Raw genomic sequence first — 18,592 nt, forward strand, 5'->3', positions numbered from 1 at the left:
CGGTCGCGAGCTGCCCCGCTGGGGGAGAGGGCGCGGGCTCGGGCGGATAGTCTGGTCCTCATGTCAGTGCGCACCCGCAAACCTCTCGTTCCCGGCACGCAGTCGCCCATTCGTGAGGTGCCGAAGTCCATCGAGCGGCCGGAGTACGTGTGGAAGAAGACTGCCAACGAGGGGCATGAGCCCTGGGTGCAGACCCCGGAGACCATCGAGAAGATGCGGCTGGCGAGCAAGCTCGCCGCGCAGGCGCTGGAAGAGGCCGGTAAAGCGGTCGCGCCCGGCGTCACCACCGATGAGCTCGACCGCATCGTGCACGAATACCTCATCGACAATGGCGCCTACCCGTCCACGCTGGGATACAAGGGGTTCCCCAAGTCCTGCTGCACCTCGCTGAATGAGGTCATCTGCCACGGCATCCCGGACTCGACCGTGATCGAGGACGGCGACATCGTCAATATCGACGTCACCGCCTACATCAATGGCGTGCACGGCGACACCAATAAGACCTACTTCGCGGGCACCCCGGACGAGGAGGTGCGCCTGCTGGTCGAGCGCACCGAGGAGGCCACCGCCCGCGCCATCAAGGCGGTCAAGCCGGGCCGCGCGCTCAATGTGATCGGCCGCGTCATCGAGGCCTACGCCAATCGCTTCGGCTACGGCGTGGTGCGCGATTTCACCGGCCACGGCGTCGGCCCCACCTTCCACAGCGGCCTGGTGATCCTGCATTACGACCAGCCCGCCGTGGAATCGGTCATCGAGACGGGTATGACCTTCACCATCGAGCCCATGATCAATCTCGGCGGCATCGACTACGAGATCTGGGACGACGGCTGGACCGTGGTCACCAAGGACCGCAAGTGGACGGCCCAGTTCGAGCACACCATGGTCGTGACCGACGACGGCGTCGAGATCCTCACCCTGCCGTGAAGGGTGCCCTCCTGGTCGCGGGCACTACCTCCGATGCCGGGAAAAGCGTTGTCGTAGCCGGGCTTTGCCGCATGCTGGCCCGGCGCGGCATCAGGGTCGCGCCGTTCAAGGCGCAGAACATGTCGAACAACTCCGTCGTCACCTTGGACGGCGGAGAGATCGGCCGCGCGCAGGCATTGCAAGCGCGCGCCTGCGGCCTCGAACCGAGCGTGCGATTCAATCCGGTGCTGCTCAAGCCCGGCAGTGACCGCCGTTCGCAACTGGTCGTGCGCGGCAAGGCCGTCGACACTGTCGGAGCCAAGGACTATTTCCGGCACCGCCAAGCGCTGCGCTCGATCGTGGCCGAGGAATTGGCTTCCCTGCGTGCGGAATTCGACGTGGTGATCTGTGAGGGTGCCGGATCGCCCGCCGAAATCAATCTGCGGGCAACGGATCTGGCCAATATGGGCCTGGCCCGCGCCGCCGACCTGCCCGTGGTCGTGGTCGGCGATATCGATCGCGGCGGCGTGCTGGCCCACCTCTTCGGCACCGTGGCGATCCTGGAACCCGAAGACCAGCAGCTGATTTCCGGCTTCATCATCAATAAGTTCCGCGGCGACGTGGATCTGCTGAAGCCCGGCCTGGACCAGCTCGCCGAGCTGACGGGCCGCCCCACGCTCGGCGTCATCCCCTTCGCCGAGGAGCTGTGGATCGACGCCGAGGACTCGCTCGGCACGATCGCCGATGCCCCCGTCGGCCGCCCGCGCCCGCCCCTGCGTGGCGACTGGCTGACCGTCGCCGCCATCCGGCTCCCGCGCATCTCCAACTCCACCGACGTCGAGGCCTTGGCCTGCGAACCCGGCGTCGCGGTCCGCTGGGTCACCGACCCGTCCCGCCTGGCCGGAGCCGACCTCGTAGTCCTCCCCGGCAGTAAATCCACCGTCAGCGACCTGGAATGGTTGCGCCGCACCGGAATCGCCGACGCCCTGACCGCCCGAGCGGCGACCGGCGGCCCGATCCTCGGCATCTGCGGCGGCTACCAGATGCTCGCCCGCACCATCGACGACCGCATCGAATCCGCCGCGGGCACCGTCGAAGGCCTGGGCCTGCTCGACCTCGAGATCGAATTCGACGACCCGAAGGTGCTGCGCCGCTCCGAGGGCACCGCCGGTCCTGTCCCGGTGCACGGCTACGAGATTCACCACGGCCGAGTCCGCGCCACCGGCGACCGCCCCTGGCTGCACCTGAACGGCACCCCCGAAGGCAGTGTGCGCGGCCCGATCTGGGGCACCCACCTGCACGGCGCACTGGAATCCGACGAGTTCCGCCGCTCCTGGCTCCGAGAAGTAGCGGCTCACGCGAACCGCCCTGATTTCCTTGTCGCCGACGACGTTTCGGTGGCCGATATCCGCAATCAACAGCTCGATCTGCTGGCCGACCTGATGGAAAAGCACCTCGATCAAGACGCCCTCGAGCGCCTCATCACCCGCGGCGCTCCCGTCGATCTGCCGACGCTCACTGTTCACCAGTGACGACGGTCACATAAGTTCACCCGAGACGCATTCGGACCCTCCGCGCGCCATGTAGCGTGACCGTATGGAATCTCGGCGGATCACGGTCGGTGACCGCATCTGGACCGTGCGAACCGGAGGACCTGAGTCCCGGCACCACGTCCTCCTGCTCCCCGATGCGGGCGATCCGGCCGACGTATATGACGAGGTCTGCACCCGCTTGCAGACCTCGGACCTGCACACCATCGTCATCGAGCCGCAGGACGGGCTGGACACCAAGACCGTCCTCGCCATCCTCGACGAGTTGAAGGTGCCGTGGGCCAACCTGGTCGGCTGCGGCACGGGTGCGGACCTGGCCTGGCTGCTGGCCGCGCGTGGTTTCGGCCGCTTCATGAGCCTGATCGCCGCCGGTGGCGGGCATCCCGCCGCACCGGGTGCGGACGGCACCATCGCGGACGCGACCTGCCCGCCGGTGGAGATCCCCACCACCCTGCTGGCCACCAAGCGCCTGCCGCGCACTGTGGCGGAGGCATCCAGCCGCTTCGTCTACGGCGAATTCCGGCTGGTACCGGTGGATGTCGCGAACGTGGCCGGGGAAGCCGGGCACGAACTCGCCACCGAGATCGTGCTACGCACCAGCTTCTGGTGAGGTGGCGTCCAGCCACTTCAGCCAGGAATCCAATTCGCTGAACGCCTGGGTGCGCGGCTCCTCCGACGACAGGAAGACGTCGTGCCGCGCGCCCTCGATCGGCACGATATTGGTGCGATCACCCAGGCAGCCCGACCACTTCTGAATCTGCCGCACATCCAGCACCACATCCGCCACATCGGCGGCCGGGCCGTACTTGCTCATGAACTTGGTCACCTTCGACCGCAGGATCAGGGCGGGCACTCCGATATCCAGGCCTTGGTGTAGCCGCCGATGCCCGCGGCGAATGGCGCGCAGCCAGCCCGCGTGAACGGGGAAGCCGGCCAACGGCTTCCAATCCAGGTTGTAATCCCATTCACCGGAGGCATTGCGGTGCAGGCTGTCTCCGTAGGTCGAGATCTCGCCCAGCGGCAGCCGCATCATGGACCGCAACCGGCCCAGGCCCTCCAGCACCGGCGTGCCCACCGAGCGGTAGTACGACGGCCCTTGCAGATCGAACCACGGGCTATTGAGCATCAGCCCCGTAATGCCCTGCGCCGCAGCGTCACCCGAGGCATTGACCCGGCTCAGCCACAGCGAGGTGACCAGCCCGCCCGTGGAATGCCCCATGATCAGCACCGGCAGCCCGGTCTCCTCGCGCATGATCTTCAGCGATCGGTTCAGCTCCACGTCGTAGAGCGCCAGATCGGTGACGAAGTGCGGCGTCTGCCCGGCCCGCGTGGAGCGACCGCATTTACGCAGATCCAGCGCGTAGAACGCATACCCCTGCGCGGCCATGTGCTCGGCCAGGTGCTCCTGGAAGAAGTAATCGGTGAACCCGTGCACATACAGGACAGCGCGTGTCGCGACCGGCGCGTCGGCGGGCGTGTAGCGGATCAGCGTGGCGAAGGCATCGCCCTCACCGTCCGGATCCGGCCCCAGCGCCAGGGTCTGTTGCTGATAGTCCGTGCCCAGCACATCGGGTTGCCACCCGGCGATGGCCTGGGCGGGAGCGGGCGAGCTGGCTGCGGACGACGTATCAGAGGTCACCTACCCAAGGTAATCCCTTCCCGCTGTGACACAGCCGGGAGGTATCTCTCACATTCGGGATTTTCGTGGCGGTCTTTCCACGTTGTGCGGGGCACAATTGGCCCAAGGTGAACGACGGGTAACCTAACTGCCGCTGGGTTGCCGTAGATAAGACAAGGAAGTCGATCAACACCGTGCCGAACGCTGCCACGATTGAAAAGACCGATGTAGTCCTCATCGGTGCCGGCATCATGAGCGCCACTCTGGGCGCTCTGCTCCGACAGGTGCAGCCGGACTGGTCGATCACCGTCTTCGAGCGTCTCGAAGCCGCTGCCGCCGAGAGCTCCGACCCCTGGAACAATGCCGGTACCGGCCATTCCGCGCTGTGCGAGCTGAACTACACGCCGCAGAATGCCGACGGCTCGGTGGAGATCACCAAGGCCATCGACATCAATGAGCGCTTCCAGGTGTCGCGCCAGTTCTGGTCGTATGCCGTCGAGAATGGTGTGCTGGCGAACCCGTCGAACTTCATCAACCCGATTCCGCACGTGAGCTTCACGCACGGTGCGAACGGCGTCGACTACCTGCGCAAGCGCCATGCGGCGCTGTCGCGGCATCCGCTGTTCGAGGGCATGCAGTTCATCGATGACGCCGACGAGTTCGCGCGGCGACTACCGCTGATGGCCAAGGGCCGTGACTTCGCCGATCCGGTGGCGCTGAACTGGACCGATTCCGGCACCGATATCGACTTCGGTGAGCTCTCCAAGGAACTGCTGGCCTACCTGGGCGCGTCCGGCGCGGATATCGCCTTCGGGCATGAGGTCCGCAATGTGACCAAGCAGTCCGATGGTTCCTGGCTGCTGAAGGTGAAGAACCTGCGCAGCGGTAAGAGCCGCGTCATCAATGCCAAGTTCGTGTTCGTCGGCGCGGGCGGCGGCGCGCTGCCGCTGCTGCAGAAGTCGGGCATCAAGGAGATCTCCGGTTTCGGTGGCTTCCCGGTGTCGGGTCTGTTCCTGCGCGCCACCAACCCGGAACTGATCGCCCAGCACGGGGCCAAGGTGTACGGCCAGGCCTCGGTCGGTGCGCCGCCGATGTCGGTGCCGCACTTGGACACTCGCGTCATCAATGGTGAGAAGGGTCTGCTGTTCGGCCCGTACGCCGGGTGGACGCCGAAGTTCCTCAAGGACGGCAAGATGACCGACCTGTTCAAGTCGGTCAAGCCGAACAACCTGTTCTCCATGCTCGGCGTCGGCGTGACCGAGATGAGCCTGGTCAACTACCTGGTGTCCGAACTGCTCAAGAACCAGGCCGGTCGGGTGGACGTGATGGAGGAATTCATCCCGCGCGCCGACGGCAAGGATTGGGAGCTGATCATCGCCGGTCAGCGCGTGCAGGTCATCCGCCGCAAGGGCGCGGGCGGCGTGCTCGAGCTGGGCACCGCGGTCGTGGCGGCCGAGGACGGCACCATCGCCGGTCTGCTGGGCGCGTCTCCGGGTGCGTCGACCTGTGTGAGCGCCATGCTCGACGTCATGAAGCGCTGCTTCCCCCGCGAATTCGCCTCGTGGGAGCCGAAGCTGAAGGAAATGGTGCCGTCGCTGGGCAACAAGCTCTCGGAGAACCAGGCCCTCTACAAGGAGGTCTGGGAGTGGTCGAATAAGGCCCTTCACCTGGAGGATGCCAACACGCCGAAGCACGCTGGGGTTTCATCTCACGCGTAGTTGTGATAGCAAGACTCGATGATGTCAACGGTTGCTCTCAAAAGGTCGTGGGCCCAGGATCTGGACACCTCGACGCTGTACAGGCTGTTGAAACTTCGCGTAGAAGTATTCGTCGTCGAGCAGAAATGCGCCTACCCGGAACTCGACGGCCTTGACCTCGGTCCCGAAACCCGCCATTTCTGGCTCGACGACGAGGGCGAGGTCATCTGCACCCTCCGCCTGCTCGAAGAGCACGAGGACGGCGTCAAGTCCTTCCGCATAGGCCGCCTCTGCACCACCCCGCCCGCCCGAGGCCACGGCTACACCACCCGCCTCCTGCAAGCCGCCCTGGCCGAAGCAGGCTCAGCCACAGTCCGCCTCAACGCCCAGACCTACCTCGTCGACATGTACACCAAACACGGCTTCAAAATCGACGGCCCAGAGTACGTAGAAGACGGCATCCCCCACATCCCCATGCGCCGAGGCTGACCCTCCACCCGCTCGACATATCCCCATATCCCCCCAATCCCCGAAGCGCCCGCTGTGCAACCCACAGCGGGCGCTTCGGGGATTGCACGCGAAGGTGCAGCGTGGCGACCATGATTGCGCCGTGCGGGATGGCCGTGGCCCAGCTTCGATGGGGAACGGTTCGGCTCGGTACGTGAGAGCAGGGGCTCGCCGAGGGGGCGGCCTGGTTTCATTCACGCGGCCCGCGTATGGCGAAGGGCGGAGGGGGAGCGAGGGTTCTGTGCAGGGCAGCTGAGGGGGTTTGGGGTGGCGCGCATAGAGTTGGGGCGTGTCGGTTTCCTCTGTAGCTGCGTATTCCGGGTCCGTGCAGGCTGGTGGGGCGTCCGGTGGTGAAGCCGGGTTTCCGTTTTCTGCTGTGGTGGGGCAGGAACGGTTGCAGCTTGCGCTGATTCTGTGTGCGGTGCATCCGGGGATCGGTGGGGTGCTGGTGCGCGGGGAGAAGGGGACCGCGAAGTCGACTGTGGTTCGGGCGCTGGCGCAGTTGTTGCCGCCTGTGGTGGATGAGCGGGGGGCTCGGCCGGCCAAGTTGGTGGAGTTGCCTGTCGGCGCTACCGAGGATCGGGTTGTCGGGTCGCTGGATTTGGAACGGGTCCTGCGGGATGGGGAGCAGGCGTTCAAGCCTGGTCTGCTGGCTGCGGCGCATCATGGCGTGCTCTATGTCGATGAAGTGAATCTGCTGCATGACCATTTGGTTGATGTGCTGCTCGATGCCGCGGCCATGGGGCGAGTGCACATCGAGCGGGATGGCGTATCCCATTCGCACCCGGCGCGATTCGTGCTTGTGGGCACCATGAATCCCGAGGAAGGTGAGCTGCGGCCGCAGCTGCTGGATCGGTTCGGGCTCACCGTTGATGTTGTCGCCTCGCGGAATGTGGATGTGCGGATGGCCGTGGTGCGGCGTCGGCTCGATTATGAGGCGGATCCGGCTGGGTTCGCGAAGAGCTATGCCGCGGCGGATCGTGAAGTGGCGGATCGCATTCTGACTGCTCGCGATCGGATCTCCGATGTCGAGCTCGACAATGTGGAATTGCGCCGGATCGCCGCGCTCTGTGCGGCTTTCGATGTGGACGGGATGCGTGCGGACCTGGTGGTGGCGCGTACCGCGACAGCGCATGCCGCGTGGCGGGGGAGTCCCGTGGTGACCGAGGACGATGTGCGGGTGGCGGCGGAACTCGCACTGCCGCACCGGCGTCGGCGAGATCCGTTCGATGAACCGGGGATCAGCGAGGAACAGCTGGACCAGGCCATGGAGCAGGCGGCCGAGGAAGCTGCCCGCGCGGATGTGGATGGCGGTGCCGACGACCTGGGAAAAGGTGAAGCGGTCCCGCAGGATGATGCGGGACCGCAGGACCAGAGCTCAGCCGAGTCGGAAGGGCCTGCGCCCGACGATGATCCGGATGGGCCCGGCGAAGGACCGGACTCCCCGGGAGGCGGCGTGGACTCACCCGGAGGTGATCACGATCTCCCGAGTGGCGGTCCGGATTCGCCCAGCGATGATCCGAACTTCCCCAACGATGGATCGAATCCACCTGGGGCTGGGCAGGATTCACCGACCAACGCATCGGATAGCCCGGAGTCTCATGGCGACAAGCAGTCCGCGCGGGAACGCGGTGTCGGCGCCCCCGCCCAGTCGATGGCAAAACCGCCGCGCTGGGAAGTACCCGGCGTAGGTGAAGGCGCACCCGGCCGCCGCTCCCGTGCCCGCACCCGGCAGGGCCGAGTCGTGCGGTCCACCCCCGAAACCGGCACCGGCCTGCACCTGCTCGGCACGATCTTCGCCGCGGCCCCGCACCAGCGCGCCCGTGGCCGCTTCACCGGCCCCATCGAGTTCCTCGCCGAAGACCTGCGCGGCGCGTATCGCGAAGGCCGCGAAGGCAATCTGGTGGTTTTCGTGGTCGACGCCTCCGGCTCCATGGCCTCCCGCGACCGCCTCTCCGCCGTCACCGGCGCGGTCGTCGCCCTGCTGCGCGACGCGTATCAACGCCGCGACAAGGTCGCCGTGATCACCGTGCGCGGGCAGGAGGCCGAACTCGTACTCCCTCCGACGTCTTCGGTGGACATCGCGGTTCGCCGCCTGGCCGATATGCGTACCGGCGGCAAAACCCCACTCGCCCAGGGACTTCTGAAGGCCCGCGAGGTGGTCCAGCGTGAACGCGTCCGCGACCCGCACCGCCGCCCCCTGGTGGTCTTGCTCACCGATGGCCGCGCCACCGGTGGCAGCGACCCGGTGCCGCGCGCTCGCGCCGCCGCCCGACTGCTGGCTCGTGATTCGGTCACCGCCATGGTCGTGGATTGCGAACGCGGCATGATCCGGCTCGGTCTCGCCCGCGACCTGTCCCGCGAATTGCGCGGCGGCTACCTGCAATTGGCGGAACTGACCGGCGATATGGTGGCGGGTGTGGTCCGTGCGAGCAGAGTGGCATAGGTATGAGATTGTTTCGCCGCAACAAGTGGAAGACGAAGAGCGAGAAGTCCGAGAAGACCAAGGAGACGGCCAAGGATGTCGCTGTCGACACCGTGGCTGACGTGGCGGTCGAGGGGGTCTTCCGAGGTGTGATCGCGGCAGTCAGAGCACTCGTGCACGCGTTGACGTGAGTCTGCGGTCTCCATCTGCCGGCCGCCTCCCTCGGGGTCGTGGGGTGGGTCCGGGATTTTCATGCACTGTGGACCGCCTGCGGGCAGTTTCCCGCCATTCGGGGCCGAAAAGTGCATGGCTAGGCCGGGAACCGAGCCTCCACACCCATATGGCACCGTGGTTCCAAGCCTGCGCCCCAGCGCGGCAAGAAAAGGAGCGCAACGATGCCCCAGGGCGTGCCACTGCCGGACAGCATTCCGGATGACGGGCTGACCACACGTCAGCGTCGCAATCTGCCGGTGCTGGCCGTGCACACCGGCCCCGGCAAGGGCAAGTCGACCGCCGCGTTCGGGATGGCATTGCGGGCCTGGAACCAGGGCTTCGATGTCGCGGTGTTCCAATTCGTGAAGAGCGCCAAGTGGAAAGTCGGGGAGGAAGCCGCTTTTCGCACGCTCGGCAAGCTGCACGAGGACACCGGCGTCGGCGGTGCGATCGAATGGCACAAGATGGGCGAAGGCTGGTCCTGGACCCGCAAGCAAGGCAGCGATGAGGACCATGCCGCGGCCGCGCTCGCCGGCTGGCACGAGATCGCGCGCCGCCTGAAGGCCGAAGAGCACCGCTTCTATGTGCTGGACGAATTCACCTACCCGCTCAAGTGGGGCTGGGTCGACGTGGACGAGGTCGTCGACACGCTCCGCAACCGCACCGGCAACCAGCACGTCGTGATCACCGGCCGCGACGCTCCCCAAGCCCTCATCGACGCCGCCGACCTCGTCACCGAGATGACCAAGGTGAAGCACCCCATGGACGCGGGCCGCAAGGGCCAGCGCGGCATCGAATGGTGATGCGCGCGAGCAATTCCGCCGGGCTCCCCGAACCGAGCGCGGCGCGATGAGCACGCCCGCGATCGTGATCGCCGCCCCCGCCTCGGGCAGCGGCAAAACGACGGTGGCGACGGGCCTGATCGGCGCACTGCGCCGAGCCGGCCACCGCGTCGCCCCCTTCAAGGTGGGCCCCGACTACATCGACCCCGGCTACCACGGCCTCGCCGCCGGCCGCCCCGGCCGCAACCTGGATCCGGTACTCGTCGGCGCGGACCGCGTGGTCCCCCTCTACCGTCACGGCAGCGAAGGCTGCGACCTCGCCGTGGTCGAGGGCGTCATGGGCCTGTTCGACGGCCGCATCGACGAAAACAACACCGGCCCCGTAGCCGAGGGCTCCACCGCCCAAATCGCCGCCATGCTCGGCGCACCCGTAATCCTGGTGGTAGACGCCCGCGGCCACAGCCAAAGCCTCGCCGCCCTCCTGCACGGTTTCGCCACCTTCGACACCGGAATCCGCCTCGGCGGAGTGATTCTCAACCGAGTCGGCAGCGAACGCCACGAACAGGTGTTGCGCGCAGCCTGCGCCCGAGTAGGCCTCCCGGTCCTGGGCGCGCTACCCCGCCTGAGCGAATTGGAAGTCCCTTCAAGGCATCTCGGCCTCATCCCCGCAGTCGAACACGGCTCCGCCGCCCACTCGGCAGTCGAAGCAATGACCGATCTCGTTGCCGCACACCTGGATCTGGCCGCTCTGGCCGCCCTGGCCGCGTCAAACATTCAAGGCCCATCCTGGGACCCCGCCGAGGAACTGCACACCGCGATCGCCGTTGCAGCGGAGCAATCGGCCGACCTGGCCGACCCCGCCCGCACCGCGACGGAAACGGCACCCGTAATCGCCATCGCAGGCGGCCCCGCCTTCACCTTCGGCTACGCAGAACACCGCGAACTACTGACCGCGGCAGGCGCCCGCGTAGCAGTCTTCGACCCCCTGCGCGACGAACTCCCCTCCGGCACAGCCGGACTGGTAATCCCCGGCGGTTTCCCCGAGGAGCACGCCGCCGACCTGGCCGCCCACACCCCCCTCTTGACCGCGATAGCCGACCAAGCGGCCCGAGGCATCCCCATCCACGCCGAATGCGCAGGCCTCCTCTACCTGACCCGCTCCTTGGACGGCCATCGAATGGCCGGTGTAATCAACGCCGAAGCCGAATTCGGCCCCCGCCTGACCCTCGGCTACCGAGACGCAGTCGCCCTCACCGCTTCCCCTCTCTGGCAACCCGGCGAACGAGTCCGCGGCCACGAATTCCACCGCACCCGCCTAACCACCCCCGCCTCAGATCCACAAGCCTGGGCCTGGCGTGCCCCCTCCGGCGAAACGGTCCGCGAAGGCACAACCCTCCACAACGTCCACGCCTCCTACCTCCACACCCACCCCGCCGGAAACCCCTCCGCCATAGCCCGTTTCGTCTCCGTCGCCGCCAATCACGCGAACACCCAGGCCCCGGTGTGACCCTGCGCCCCGCCTCACCCGGCGACGATTGGCCGCATCCCAGCCCTCCCCAGTCTGGTGACGGGGTTGATGATCCCATCCAGATGAGCTCGGCCTGTGGCGAGTTGGCCATGTCGCCCACGACCGACGAGCTGGGCGAACCGGCGCTGGTTGTCGCAGCGCGGGACCGAGTTCAGTTGGCTACGTCGGGTGACGGGCGGTCGGTGGCAACTGCTACGACGTTGGGCGGCAACACACCCGAGGCGGGCAATAGAGGAAGCCGGGCGTCCTCTGTAGATCCAGAGTGTGGAGCAGGGTCGGCGTCGGCCGCTGGGGAGTTGGCGGTGGGAGTGGGCATGCGGGCGGGGGTGGCGGCCGAATCGATTGTGGCCGCCGTGCGAGAAGTGGTGGGGAACAGGGTTATTCGACAACTCACGACCGTGGATCGGCGGGCGGGGGAGCCGGGGCTGGTGGCGGCGGCGCAGCAGCTCGGTGTATCCGTCACCGTATTCACGCCGGAGGAGTTGGCGGGGGTGGCGGTGCCCAACCCCTCGATGCGCACCGCCGTGGCGCTCGGGACGTCCAGCGTCGCCGAGGCCGCCGCCCTTCTTGCCGCTCGGAGTGAGTGGCTCGAGGTCCCCAAGATTGTGGTTGGGGGAGTTACCGTGGCTGCTGCTGTGATTCGTCGTGAGGACCCGAACAGCTAGGAGAGGACCCTGCTATGGCTGCTCCGGATGACCTGTTCGACAAGATTGCTGAGGAGCTCGCGTCTGCCGGTGTCGCTGCCGGGGGCTGAGCTCTTCGACCCGTCGGGGAAAGGGCGGCCGTTCAAGGATTGGGTGGCGATCCCGCATGAGCGGGCCAAGGAGTGGCCGCGATTTGCCGAGACCGCGCTCGGGATTCAGTCCGCCTGGGGCGGTCCCGATCGGTGAGGGAGCTGTGGTGGTGGGAATTGGGACGAATTCCCACCACCAGTGCTCCCTGATCTTGAAAAGGCCGCCGGGCCCGGCCGGTGGTTGGGGTCGGCGGGGCTCGGCGGCCTGGGCGAATTGCCTTGTGGGGGAGGGGATTCGCAGTTGAGGGGCTACGGGGCTACGGAGCCCCAGTTGGCGAAGCCGGTGGGGTCGTGGCGGCCCATGGTGCCGTGTTCGAAGAGGCCCCAGCCTTCGTCGGTGCCGCAGCGGGCTTTGCCTACGTGGTCTACGACGCCGAAGGGGATTCGGGCGGCTATGGCGGGGTCGGTGAGGTTGTAGAGGACGCTTTCGGACCAGTTGCGGCCCTTCCATTGGCCGTGTTGCCAGTCGGGGTCGCCGCCGTAGCCGCTGCCCACGTTGAGGGCTACGAAGGTGCCTGCTTCCACCTCGACCTCGAGGGGTTTGCCGTCGGGGGTGGTGAGGTCCAGGCGGACCGCGGTGGGGATGCGGGTGCCGGGCTTGTAGGTGAGATGCACTCGGGGCCAGCCCAATTGCTCGATGCGGCCGTCGTGGAAGATCCGGGTCGCGTCGTTGAGTGTGCGGAAGCCGTTGGGCTCCTCCTGCACGATGACGATAATGGAGTAGTCGTCGAAGCGCAGCGGCACGTAGAGCCACCAGAAGCCTTCGGACGGTTCGTCCGCCACGCGCCCGGCGGGATCGGAGTCGCCGACGGGGCGGATGCCCCAGGAGCGGTCGCGGGTGCCGGTCCAGACGGCGGGGTCGAGGGTGAAGTCGGTGCCGTCCACATTCAGGGTGCCCGCCCACGAGCCGACCTGCGCGAAGCGCTGCGCATCGATGATCGGCCGGTTCAGCCCTGTGATGATGGTGTGCGGCTGCTCCTGCACGATCGGGAAGGCACCCTCCCAGGTCATGTCGAAGGACAGATCCTCGTGCTCGCAGATGGCCCGGATCTTCTGCAGCGGCTCGATGATCTCCAGCCGGTAGCCGCCGACCTGAAGATCGGTGCTGCGGTCCCCGAGCGCATCGGAGAATCGCACCGCGCGCTGCTCATCGCCCCGCCGCACGGTCGCGAACGCATCGGTGACACCGAGGTTCGGGTACACCCCGAACCCGGTGACCAGGAAGGTGCCGCCGTCACGGTCGGAGGCATTGAAGTAGCTGCGATCGTAGAAGTTCTTGTCGCTGGAGGCGACGCGAGCCATCGGCAGCGGTGTCTGATGAATCGGGTATTCGTCCAGCGGACCGATCAATGACATTGTCTCTCAATCCCAGTCGTAGGTGCCGTCGAGCAGAGCTTCCAGCAGCGGCCGGTGCATCACGTAGTCGTCGCGGTCGGCGGTGTCGGTGTCCTCGCCGAAGTGGATCATGCGGCGCTTGACGCGGGCCATCACGATGCCGTGCCGCAGCGCGGCATAGGTGAGGTACCAGTCCATATCCCGCGGCGCGTGCCCGGTGAATTCCTCGTACAGCTTCTCGACATCGCTGCGCCGCAAGAAGTCCGGCAGTCCGGGCTGATCGAAGCGGGTCGCGATGTCCTGGAAGAACCGGTGAATCAGGATGGGCCAGGCCACATCCAGTTCCCGCGGCCCGAGCGCGGCCATCTCCCAGTCGAGCACGGCGGCCGGAGCGTATTCGTCGAAGATGATATTGCCGGGCCGCGCATCGCCCCAGCTGAGCACGTCGGCCCCGGTATCGGCGGGCCAGTTCGCTTCGAGGTACTCGAAGGTGCGCTCCAGCAAGGGAATTCGGAATCCGTCGTTCGCGAGCGCCCAGTTGTACCAGGCCTTCTGATCCTCGAAATGCTTGCGCAGCGAGGATCCCTCGCAGGCCAGCATGGGGAACTTCTCGGCCGGGTTCTCGATGGTGTGGATCTTGGCGATGACCTCGACCGTGTTGCGGGTCAGTCGATACCGCTCTTCGGCGGTCGAGTCGAACAGCCAGCCGAGGAACACATACGGCGGATTGTCCTCGGGCACACGGCCATCCACCCGTCGCATGACGAGGAACGGCGAGCCGAGCACGCTCGGATCGGTCTCCAGCCAGCACAGCGGCGGCAGCGGCGCGTCGGTAGCCTCGGCGACTCCGGCCATGACCTTGAACTGCGTCTCGAGATCGTAGGTCTCGAACACCGGGAAGGAACTGTCCTCCGGAGCCAGCCGGGCCACGAAGGATCCCCCGGCGGGCTGCCCGTTCTCGGTCCATTCGGCATCGAACAGCAGTGTGGTGCTGGACATGCCGCCCGCCTGGGGGCGGGTGATCGAGCCGACCTTCGGATGGTCGTCGGCCTCGACCTTGCCTGCGAGCCACTCGGCCAGGTCGGTGGCGAGCACATCGAGGTCGCGTTCCGAGATGGTGAGTTGCCGTCGCTGGTTCGGGTCGGCGTCGGCAGACGTCATGTGGATCCTCCTGAATGTGGTAAGCGCGCCGGATTCCCGCTGGCACAGTGGGTGAAATGTAACGCGTTCTAGTTGGGTCGGGAAGCGATTCGGCGAACGTATTTCGCGAGTTCCAGTGACCGGGATGGCGCCTTGTCCAACTTTTGGGGGATTCATTCGTGCCAGTACGTAATTCCCCGGATGTATTTTTCGCCGATCTCTTGTCAGGGGCCGTCTCAGGGGCATCCTGGATGGCGGGGGATCACGCGATTCCTACTGTTGAGAAAGCGATTTCGACGACGAGAGGGTGGGACAGGTATGGGTGCGGTCGTGGCCGAGCCGGATCTCGATCAGCGGACAGGCGAACCGGCACCTAAGTGGAACCCGGCCACCCGGATTCTCTTCCGCGTCAGCTTTCTGTACTTCGGACTCTTCTGCCTGATCTACCCGCAGCCGCTGTTCTCGTTCCTGGGCCCGCTCAGGCAATGGCTGCCGGACGACGCGGTGTACAAGTACGCGACCTGGCCGAGTTCATTGGTGCATTGGGTGGGTCGCACCGTATTCGACGCCGATGCCACCATCCGGACGGATTCCGGCAGTGGCGACCAGGTCTATATGTGGATGCTGGTCTTCGTCATCCTGGTCGTCTCGGTCATCGGCACGCTGGTGTGGACCATCCTGGACCGGCGGCGCACCGAATACCGCAGGCTCGCGGGCTGGTTTCTGCTCTTCATCCGGTTCGTCCTGGCCGGGCAGATGCTGCTCTATGGCTTCGCCAAGCTGGTTCCGAACCAGATGCCCGAGCCGCCGCTGAGCATGCTGCTCCGGCCGCTCGGCTCCCTATCGACCACCTCGATGCTGTGGATGCAGGTGGGAAGCTCGCCGGTATACGAAATGCTGCTGGGCTCGGCGGAGGTGCTCGCCGGTGTGCTGTTGCTGCTGCCGCGCACCGCCATGGCCGGGGTGCTGCTCAGCCTGGTGAGCATGGCCCAGGTGTGGATCCTGAACATGTGTTTCGACGTTCCGGTGAAACTGCTGTCGGGCCATCTCCTGCTGCTGAGCCTGGTGCTGCTCGCGCCGGAACTACGCCGCCTGACCGCATTCCTGACCGGTCGCGCAACCGGACCATCGGACACGCCCGAGCCGGTGCGAAGTCGGCGCGGGCTGCGCATACTGGCCATCGCGCAGGTGGCTCTGCTGTGCTGGTTCGGTGCGGCGGAAATCATGATGGCCAATCGCGCATATCACGAATGGGGTCCGGGTCGCCCCAAGTCCGAGCTGTACGGCATCTGGCAGGTCACCGAGTTCACTCGGGACGGCCAGTCGGTGCCACCGCTGCTGACGGATGAAACACGCTGGCGGAGAGTTGTTTTCGAGGAGCCCGAACGGGCCTTCGCGCAGCGTATGGACGGTGCGCTAGCGCCCATGACGGCACAGTTCGACACCATTGCGAACACCGTGGTCCTGCAGTCACCCAAGACCGGGAAGCCCGTGGCGACCTTCGCCTTCGATCGTCCCGCCACCGATCGGCTGGTGCTGATCGGTGAGCTCGACGGCCGTCCGGTGAGCATCTCGCTCGAACTCATCAATGAGAGTCAATGGCCGCTGCGGCATAACGGAACTCACCTCATCCAGGACTACCCCGGGTTCAACTGAGTCCCGCCGTCAGTCGGTGGAATCGCCGATCTGATTGACCCAGTTCGGATTCGCCTGAAAGAACTCGCCCGAGCCCGGCACGAACGCCTGCCGGGCATCGGCGCGGTTCATGAGTCGGGCAGCCAGCCACGCGGTGGGATACCCGAGATAGCCATACACACCGGTCGTGCAGGGCCACGACGCCTGGGCGCAATCCGGCTGCCCTTGCACGTCATTGTGATTCGGGCCGACCAAGGTGCCCCACACCTTCGGGATCCTCGACGGAATCGCCTCGTAGTAAGCCCGAATCGACTGCAACCCGACAACCTGCGTGGGCAACGCCTGCTCCGACGGCGCGATGATCGAATCCTCCGAGCCATTCACCAGGAACACCGACCCATCGACCAGCCGCCGGGTGTCCGGGCACCAGGACCCCGTCGCACACCAGATCTGAATGGGAAGTTCCAGCGGCACAGCGGTTTTGATCCGTCCGCCCGAGAGCCGCAGGGCATTGAGCACCCCTGTCGCGCCCTGCGAATGCCCCATGGCCCCCACCGCATCCGGATTCAGCGTGCCGTGGAACGGACTGGCCGGATCCTCCGCACGCTGCAGCAGGTAATCCACCGCGCCGGCGATATCGACACCCGAACCGGTCTGAGCGTTCTCGGTGGCGATCACCACGAATCCCCAGGAGGCCAGATGATTCAGCAGATAGGTGTACTGCCCGGGATGAGCATTGGTGCCATCACCCCAGGTGACGATGGGATGCCGGAACCCGCCCGCCCCCAAGTTCGCCGGATACCAGATGTCATAGGCCGCCCCGGTGGAATCGCAGCAGCCGAAACCCTGCTCCTCCGTCACCGCCCAGGGCCCCGGCCCCGAGTAGGTCGTCTCCACCCCCGCAGCCGGAACATACGGATCGGCCGCGGCCGTAGCGTCGATGGCAAAGGGCAGCAGCAGAATCGCCACCACAGCAAGCATTCCGGACACGGCGCGGCGCTTCATAATCGAAAAGCATAGAAAGCTTCGTTCGGTGATCCGGGGAAACCGGCCGAGGGGTTCTGACACTGTTACGCGGACCGCGCCGACTCCCGCATCCTCCCGTGAACTCCATATCGGTTGCCGAACGGAAGCCAGGCGATTGTGGACCGCGCACCCGCAACCCGTAGGCTCGAAAACTGTGCAGAACACGTCAGCCGCAGCCGAAGACCAGCCCGTGGGCGACCCGAACTACCTGGTCGGGCTCGATTTGAGTGGCCGCCGCGTGGTCGTGGTGGGTGGCGGGACCGTCGCGCAGCGGCGGCTCGGACTGCTCATCGCCTCCGGCGCGGATGTGCACGTGATCAGCCGCGAGGCCACTCCCGCCGTCGAGGGCATGGCCACCTCCGGCCAGATCACCCTGGAATTGCGCGCCTATGCCGACGGCGATCTGGCCGACGCCTGGTACGCCATGGCCTGCACCAGCGAACCCGAAACCAATGCCGCCGTGGTCGAGGAGGCGTCGCGCCGCCGCGTGTTCTGCGTGCGCGCCGACAATGCCCGCCTCGGCACCGCGGTCACCCCCGCCACCGCCCGCTATGACGGCATGACCCTGGGCGTGCTCGCCGGTGGTCAGCATCGTCGTTCCGCCGCGGTCCGCACGGCCTTCCTGGAGGCCCTGCAATCCGGTGTCGTGACCGATGATTCGGCCCCCGCCGCCCCCGGCGTCGCCCTCATCGGCGGCGGCCCAGGCGACCCGGACCTCATCACCGTGCGCGGCCGCCGCCTGCTGGCCCGCGCGAATCTCGTTGTCGCCGACCGTCTCGCCCCGCCCGAGCTGCTCGCCGAACTCGGCCCCGATGTCGAGGTCGTGGACGCCGCCAAGATCCCCTACGGCCGCGCCATGGCCCAGGAGCACATCAACGCCACCCTCATCGAGGGCGCGAAGGCGGGCAAGTTCGTGGTCCGCCTCAAGGGCGGCGACTCCTATGTCTTCGGCCGCGGTTACGAGGAACTCGAGGCGTGCGTCGAGGCGGGCATCCCGGTCACGGTCGTCCCCGGCGTCACCAGCGCCATCTCGGTCCCCGCCCTGGCCGGTATCCCCGTAACCCACCGCGGCGTCACCCACGAATTCGTCGTCGTCAGCGGCCATGTGGCCCCCGACCACCCGGACTCCCTGGTCGACTGGCCCGCCCTGGCCCGCCTGCGCGGCACCATCGTCCTGCTCATGGCCGTGGAACGCATCGAGAAGTTCGCCGCCGCCCTGATGGAAGGCGGCCGTGCCGCCGACACCCCGGTCACGGTCGTTCAAGAAGGCAGCCTCCGCACCCAGCGCATTCTGCGAGCCGACCTCGCCACGGTCGCCGAGCGCGTCCGCGAGGAAGCCATCCGCCCGCCCGCCATTGTCGTCATCGGCCCCACCGCCGCCTTCACCGCCGGCGCTCCCGCCGCCGAGTGACCCGTGCTCGTGTCCATTACAGTGGCTGC

General features: G+C 66.7%; 16 protein-coding genes and 1 pseudogene. 13 read left to right on the forward strand and 4 right to left on the reverse strand.

Annotation, left to right across the window (positions count from 1 at the left end; translation table 11 throughout):
• Positions 1-60: 60 nt before the first annotated feature.
• The 3 genes from map (at position 61) to AB0N05_RS06150 (ending at position 3,063) form a co-directional block, all read left to right on the forward strand.
• Positions 61-924 (forward strand): type I methionyl aminopeptidase, encoded by an 864-nt coding sequence (gene map, locus AB0N05_RS06140; protein WP_364688150.1) that lies wholly within the window; start codon positions 61-63, stop codon positions 922-924.
• Positions 921-2,435 (forward strand): cobyric acid synthase, encoded by a 1,515-nt coding sequence (locus AB0N05_RS06145; protein WP_364688152.1) that lies wholly within the window; start codon positions 921-923, stop codon positions 2,433-2,435. The genes map and AB0N05_RS06145 overlap by 4 nt, the downstream gene beginning before the upstream one ends.
• A gap of 64 nt (positions 2,436-2,499) precedes the next feature.
• On the forward strand, positions 2,500-3,063 hold the full coding sequence (locus AB0N05_RS06150; protein WP_364688154.1) for an alpha/beta hydrolase: 564 nt from the start codon (positions 2,500-2,502) through the stop codon (positions 3,061-3,063).
• Here the strand turns inward: AB0N05_RS06150 and AB0N05_RS06155 are convergent.
• Positions 3,043-4,041 carry an alpha/beta hydrolase gene (locus AB0N05_RS06155; RefSeq protein WP_364689531.1) on the reverse strand — a complete coding sequence of 333 codons (999 nt, stop codon included), beginning with the start codon at positions 4,039-4,041 and terminating at the stop codon, positions 3,043-3,045. The genes AB0N05_RS06150 and AB0N05_RS06155 overlap by 21 nt on opposite strands.
• A 203-nt stretch (positions 4,042-4,244) precedes the next feature.
• Between AB0N05_RS06155 and mqo the strand changes: the two are divergent.
• From mqo to AB0N05_RS06195, 8 genes and pseudogenes are all read left to right on the forward strand, one after another.
• A pseudogene (mqo, locus tag AB0N05_RS06160) lies at positions 4,245-5,789 on the forward strand (malate dehydrogenase (quinone)); the annotation flags it as partial.
• Between the two features lie 18 nt (positions 5,790-5,807).
• Complete coding sequence (locus AB0N05_RS06165) at positions 5,808-6,257, forward strand: GNAT family N-acetyltransferase (protein ID WP_364688156.1); 450 nt, start codon at positions 5,808-5,810, stop codon at positions 6,255-6,257.
• Positions 6,258-6,600: 343 nt separating this feature from the next.
• Positions 6,601-8,721, forward strand: a complete 2,121-nt coding sequence (locus AB0N05_RS06170; protein ID WP_364689534.1) for a magnesium chelatase subunit D family protein — start codon at positions 6,601-6,603, stop codon at positions 8,719-8,721.
• Positions 8,722-8,723: 2 nt separating this feature from the next.
• Positions 8,724-8,891: a hypothetical protein gene (locus tag AB0N05_RS06175; protein WP_364688158.1), complete on the forward strand. Its 168-nt coding sequence runs from the start codon at positions 8,724-8,726 to the stop codon at positions 8,889-8,891.
• A gap of 204 nt (positions 8,892-9,095) precedes the next feature.
• Positions 9,096-9,716, forward strand: a complete 621-nt coding sequence (gene cobO / locus AB0N05_RS06180; RefSeq protein ID WP_364688160.1) for a cob(I)yrinic acid a,c-diamide adenosyltransferase — start codon at positions 9,096-9,098, stop codon at positions 9,714-9,716.
• Between the two features lie 46 nt (positions 9,717-9,762).
• On the forward strand, positions 9,763-11,202 hold the full coding sequence (locus tag AB0N05_RS06185; protein WP_364688162.1) for a cobyrinate a,c-diamide synthase: 1,440 nt from the start codon (positions 9,763-9,765) through the stop codon (positions 11,200-11,202).
• A 323-nt stretch (positions 11,203-11,525) separates the two neighbouring features.
• Positions 11,526-11,888, forward strand: coding sequence for a cobalamin biosynthesis protein (locus AB0N05_RS06190; RefSeq protein WP_364688164.1), 363 nt, complete (start codon positions 11,526-11,528; stop codon positions 11,886-11,888).
• A 69-nt stretch (positions 11,889-11,957) separates the two neighbouring features.
• Positions 11,958-12,113 carry a hypothetical protein gene (locus AB0N05_RS06195; RefSeq protein ID WP_364688166.1) on the forward strand — a complete coding sequence of 52 codons (156 nt, stop codon included), beginning with the start codon at positions 11,958-11,960 and terminating at the stop codon, positions 12,111-12,113.
• 152 nt (positions 12,114-12,265) lie between these two features.
• On the opposite strand, the gene AB0N05_RS06200 is transcribed toward AB0N05_RS06195, so the two are convergent.
• Both AB0N05_RS06200 and AB0N05_RS06205 read right to left on the reverse strand, forming a co-directional pair.
• Positions 12,266-13,372 carry a hypothetical protein gene (locus tag AB0N05_RS06200; protein ID WP_364688168.1) on the reverse strand — a complete coding sequence of 369 codons (1,107 nt, stop codon included), beginning with the start codon at positions 13,370-13,372 and terminating at the stop codon, positions 12,266-12,268.
• A gap of 6 nt (positions 13,373-13,378) precedes the next feature.
• Positions 13,379-14,512, reverse strand: a complete 1,134-nt coding sequence (locus AB0N05_RS06205) for a phosphotransferase family protein (RefSeq protein WP_364688170.1) — start codon at positions 14,510-14,512, stop codon at positions 13,379-13,381.
• A gap of 297 nt (positions 14,513-14,809) precedes the next feature.
• Here AB0N05_RS06205 and AB0N05_RS06210 point away from each other — a divergent pair, with 297 nt between their 5' ends.
• Positions 14,810-16,147: a DoxX family protein gene (locus AB0N05_RS06210; protein ID WP_364688172.1), complete on the forward strand. Its 1,338-nt coding sequence runs from the start codon at positions 14,810-14,812 to the stop codon at positions 16,145-16,147.
• Between the two features lie 9 nt (positions 16,148-16,156).
• Here AB0N05_RS06210 and AB0N05_RS06215 read toward each other — a convergent pair whose 3' ends face one another.
• A complete protein-coding gene (locus AB0N05_RS06215) occupies positions 16,157-17,131 on the reverse strand; it encodes a hypothetical protein (protein ID WP_364688174.1) in 975 nt (324 codons plus the stop codon).
• Positions 17,132-17,306: 175 nt separating this feature from the next.
• Between AB0N05_RS06215 and cobA the strand changes: the two genes are divergently transcribed.
• Positions 17,307-18,563, forward strand: a complete 1,257-nt coding sequence (gene cobA / locus AB0N05_RS06220) for a uroporphyrinogen-III C-methyltransferase (protein WP_364688176.1) — start codon at positions 17,307-17,309, stop codon at positions 18,561-18,563.
• Positions 18,564-18,592 lie beyond the last annotated feature (29 nt).

The organism is Nocardia sp. NPDC051030 (assembly GCF_040683015.1).
Classification (GTDB): Bacteria; Actinomycetota; Actinomycetes; order Mycobacteriales; family Mycobacteriaceae; genus Nocardia.

Bases quoted from the DNA above. Each gene is read 5' to 3' on its own strand.
- AB0N05_RS06210 (WP_364688172.1), top strand. From the start codon at position 14,810: ATGGGTGCGGTCGTGGCCGAGCCGGATCTCGATCAGCGGACAGGCGAA.
- AB0N05_RS06200 (WP_364688168.1), bottom strand. From the start codon at position 13,372: ATGTCATTGATCGGTCCGCTGGACGAATACCCGATTCATCAGACACCG.
- AB0N05_RS06185 (WP_364688162.1), top strand. From the start codon at position 9,763: ATGAGCACGCCCGCGATCGTGATCGCCGCCCCCGCCTCGGGCAGCGGC.
- AB0N05_RS06150 (WP_364688154.1), top strand. From the start codon at position 2,500: ATGGAATCTCGGCGGATCACGGTCGGTGACCGCATCTGGACCGTGCGA.
- cobO (WP_364688160.1), top strand. From the start codon at position 9,096: ATGCCCCAGGGCGTGCCACTGCCGGACAGCATTCCGGATGACGGGCTG.
- map (WP_364688150.1), top strand. From the start codon at position 61: ATGTCAGTGCGCACCCGCAAACCTCTCGTTCCCGGCACGCAGTCGCCC.
- AB0N05_RS06165 (WP_364688156.1), top strand. From the start codon at position 5,808: ATGATGTCAACGGTTGCTCTCAAAAGGTCGTGGGCCCAGGATCTGGAC.
- AB0N05_RS06215 (WP_364688174.1), bottom strand. From the start codon at position 17,131: ATGAAGCGCCGCGCCGTGTCCGGAATGCTTGCTGTGGTGGCGATTCTG.
- AB0N05_RS06205 (WP_364688170.1), bottom strand. From the start codon at position 14,512: ATGACGTCTGCCGACGCCGACCCGAACCAGCGACGGCAACTCACCATC.
- AB0N05_RS06175 (WP_364688158.1), top strand. From the start codon at position 8,724: ATGAGATTGTTTCGCCGCAACAAGTGGAAGACGAAGAGCGAGAAGTCC.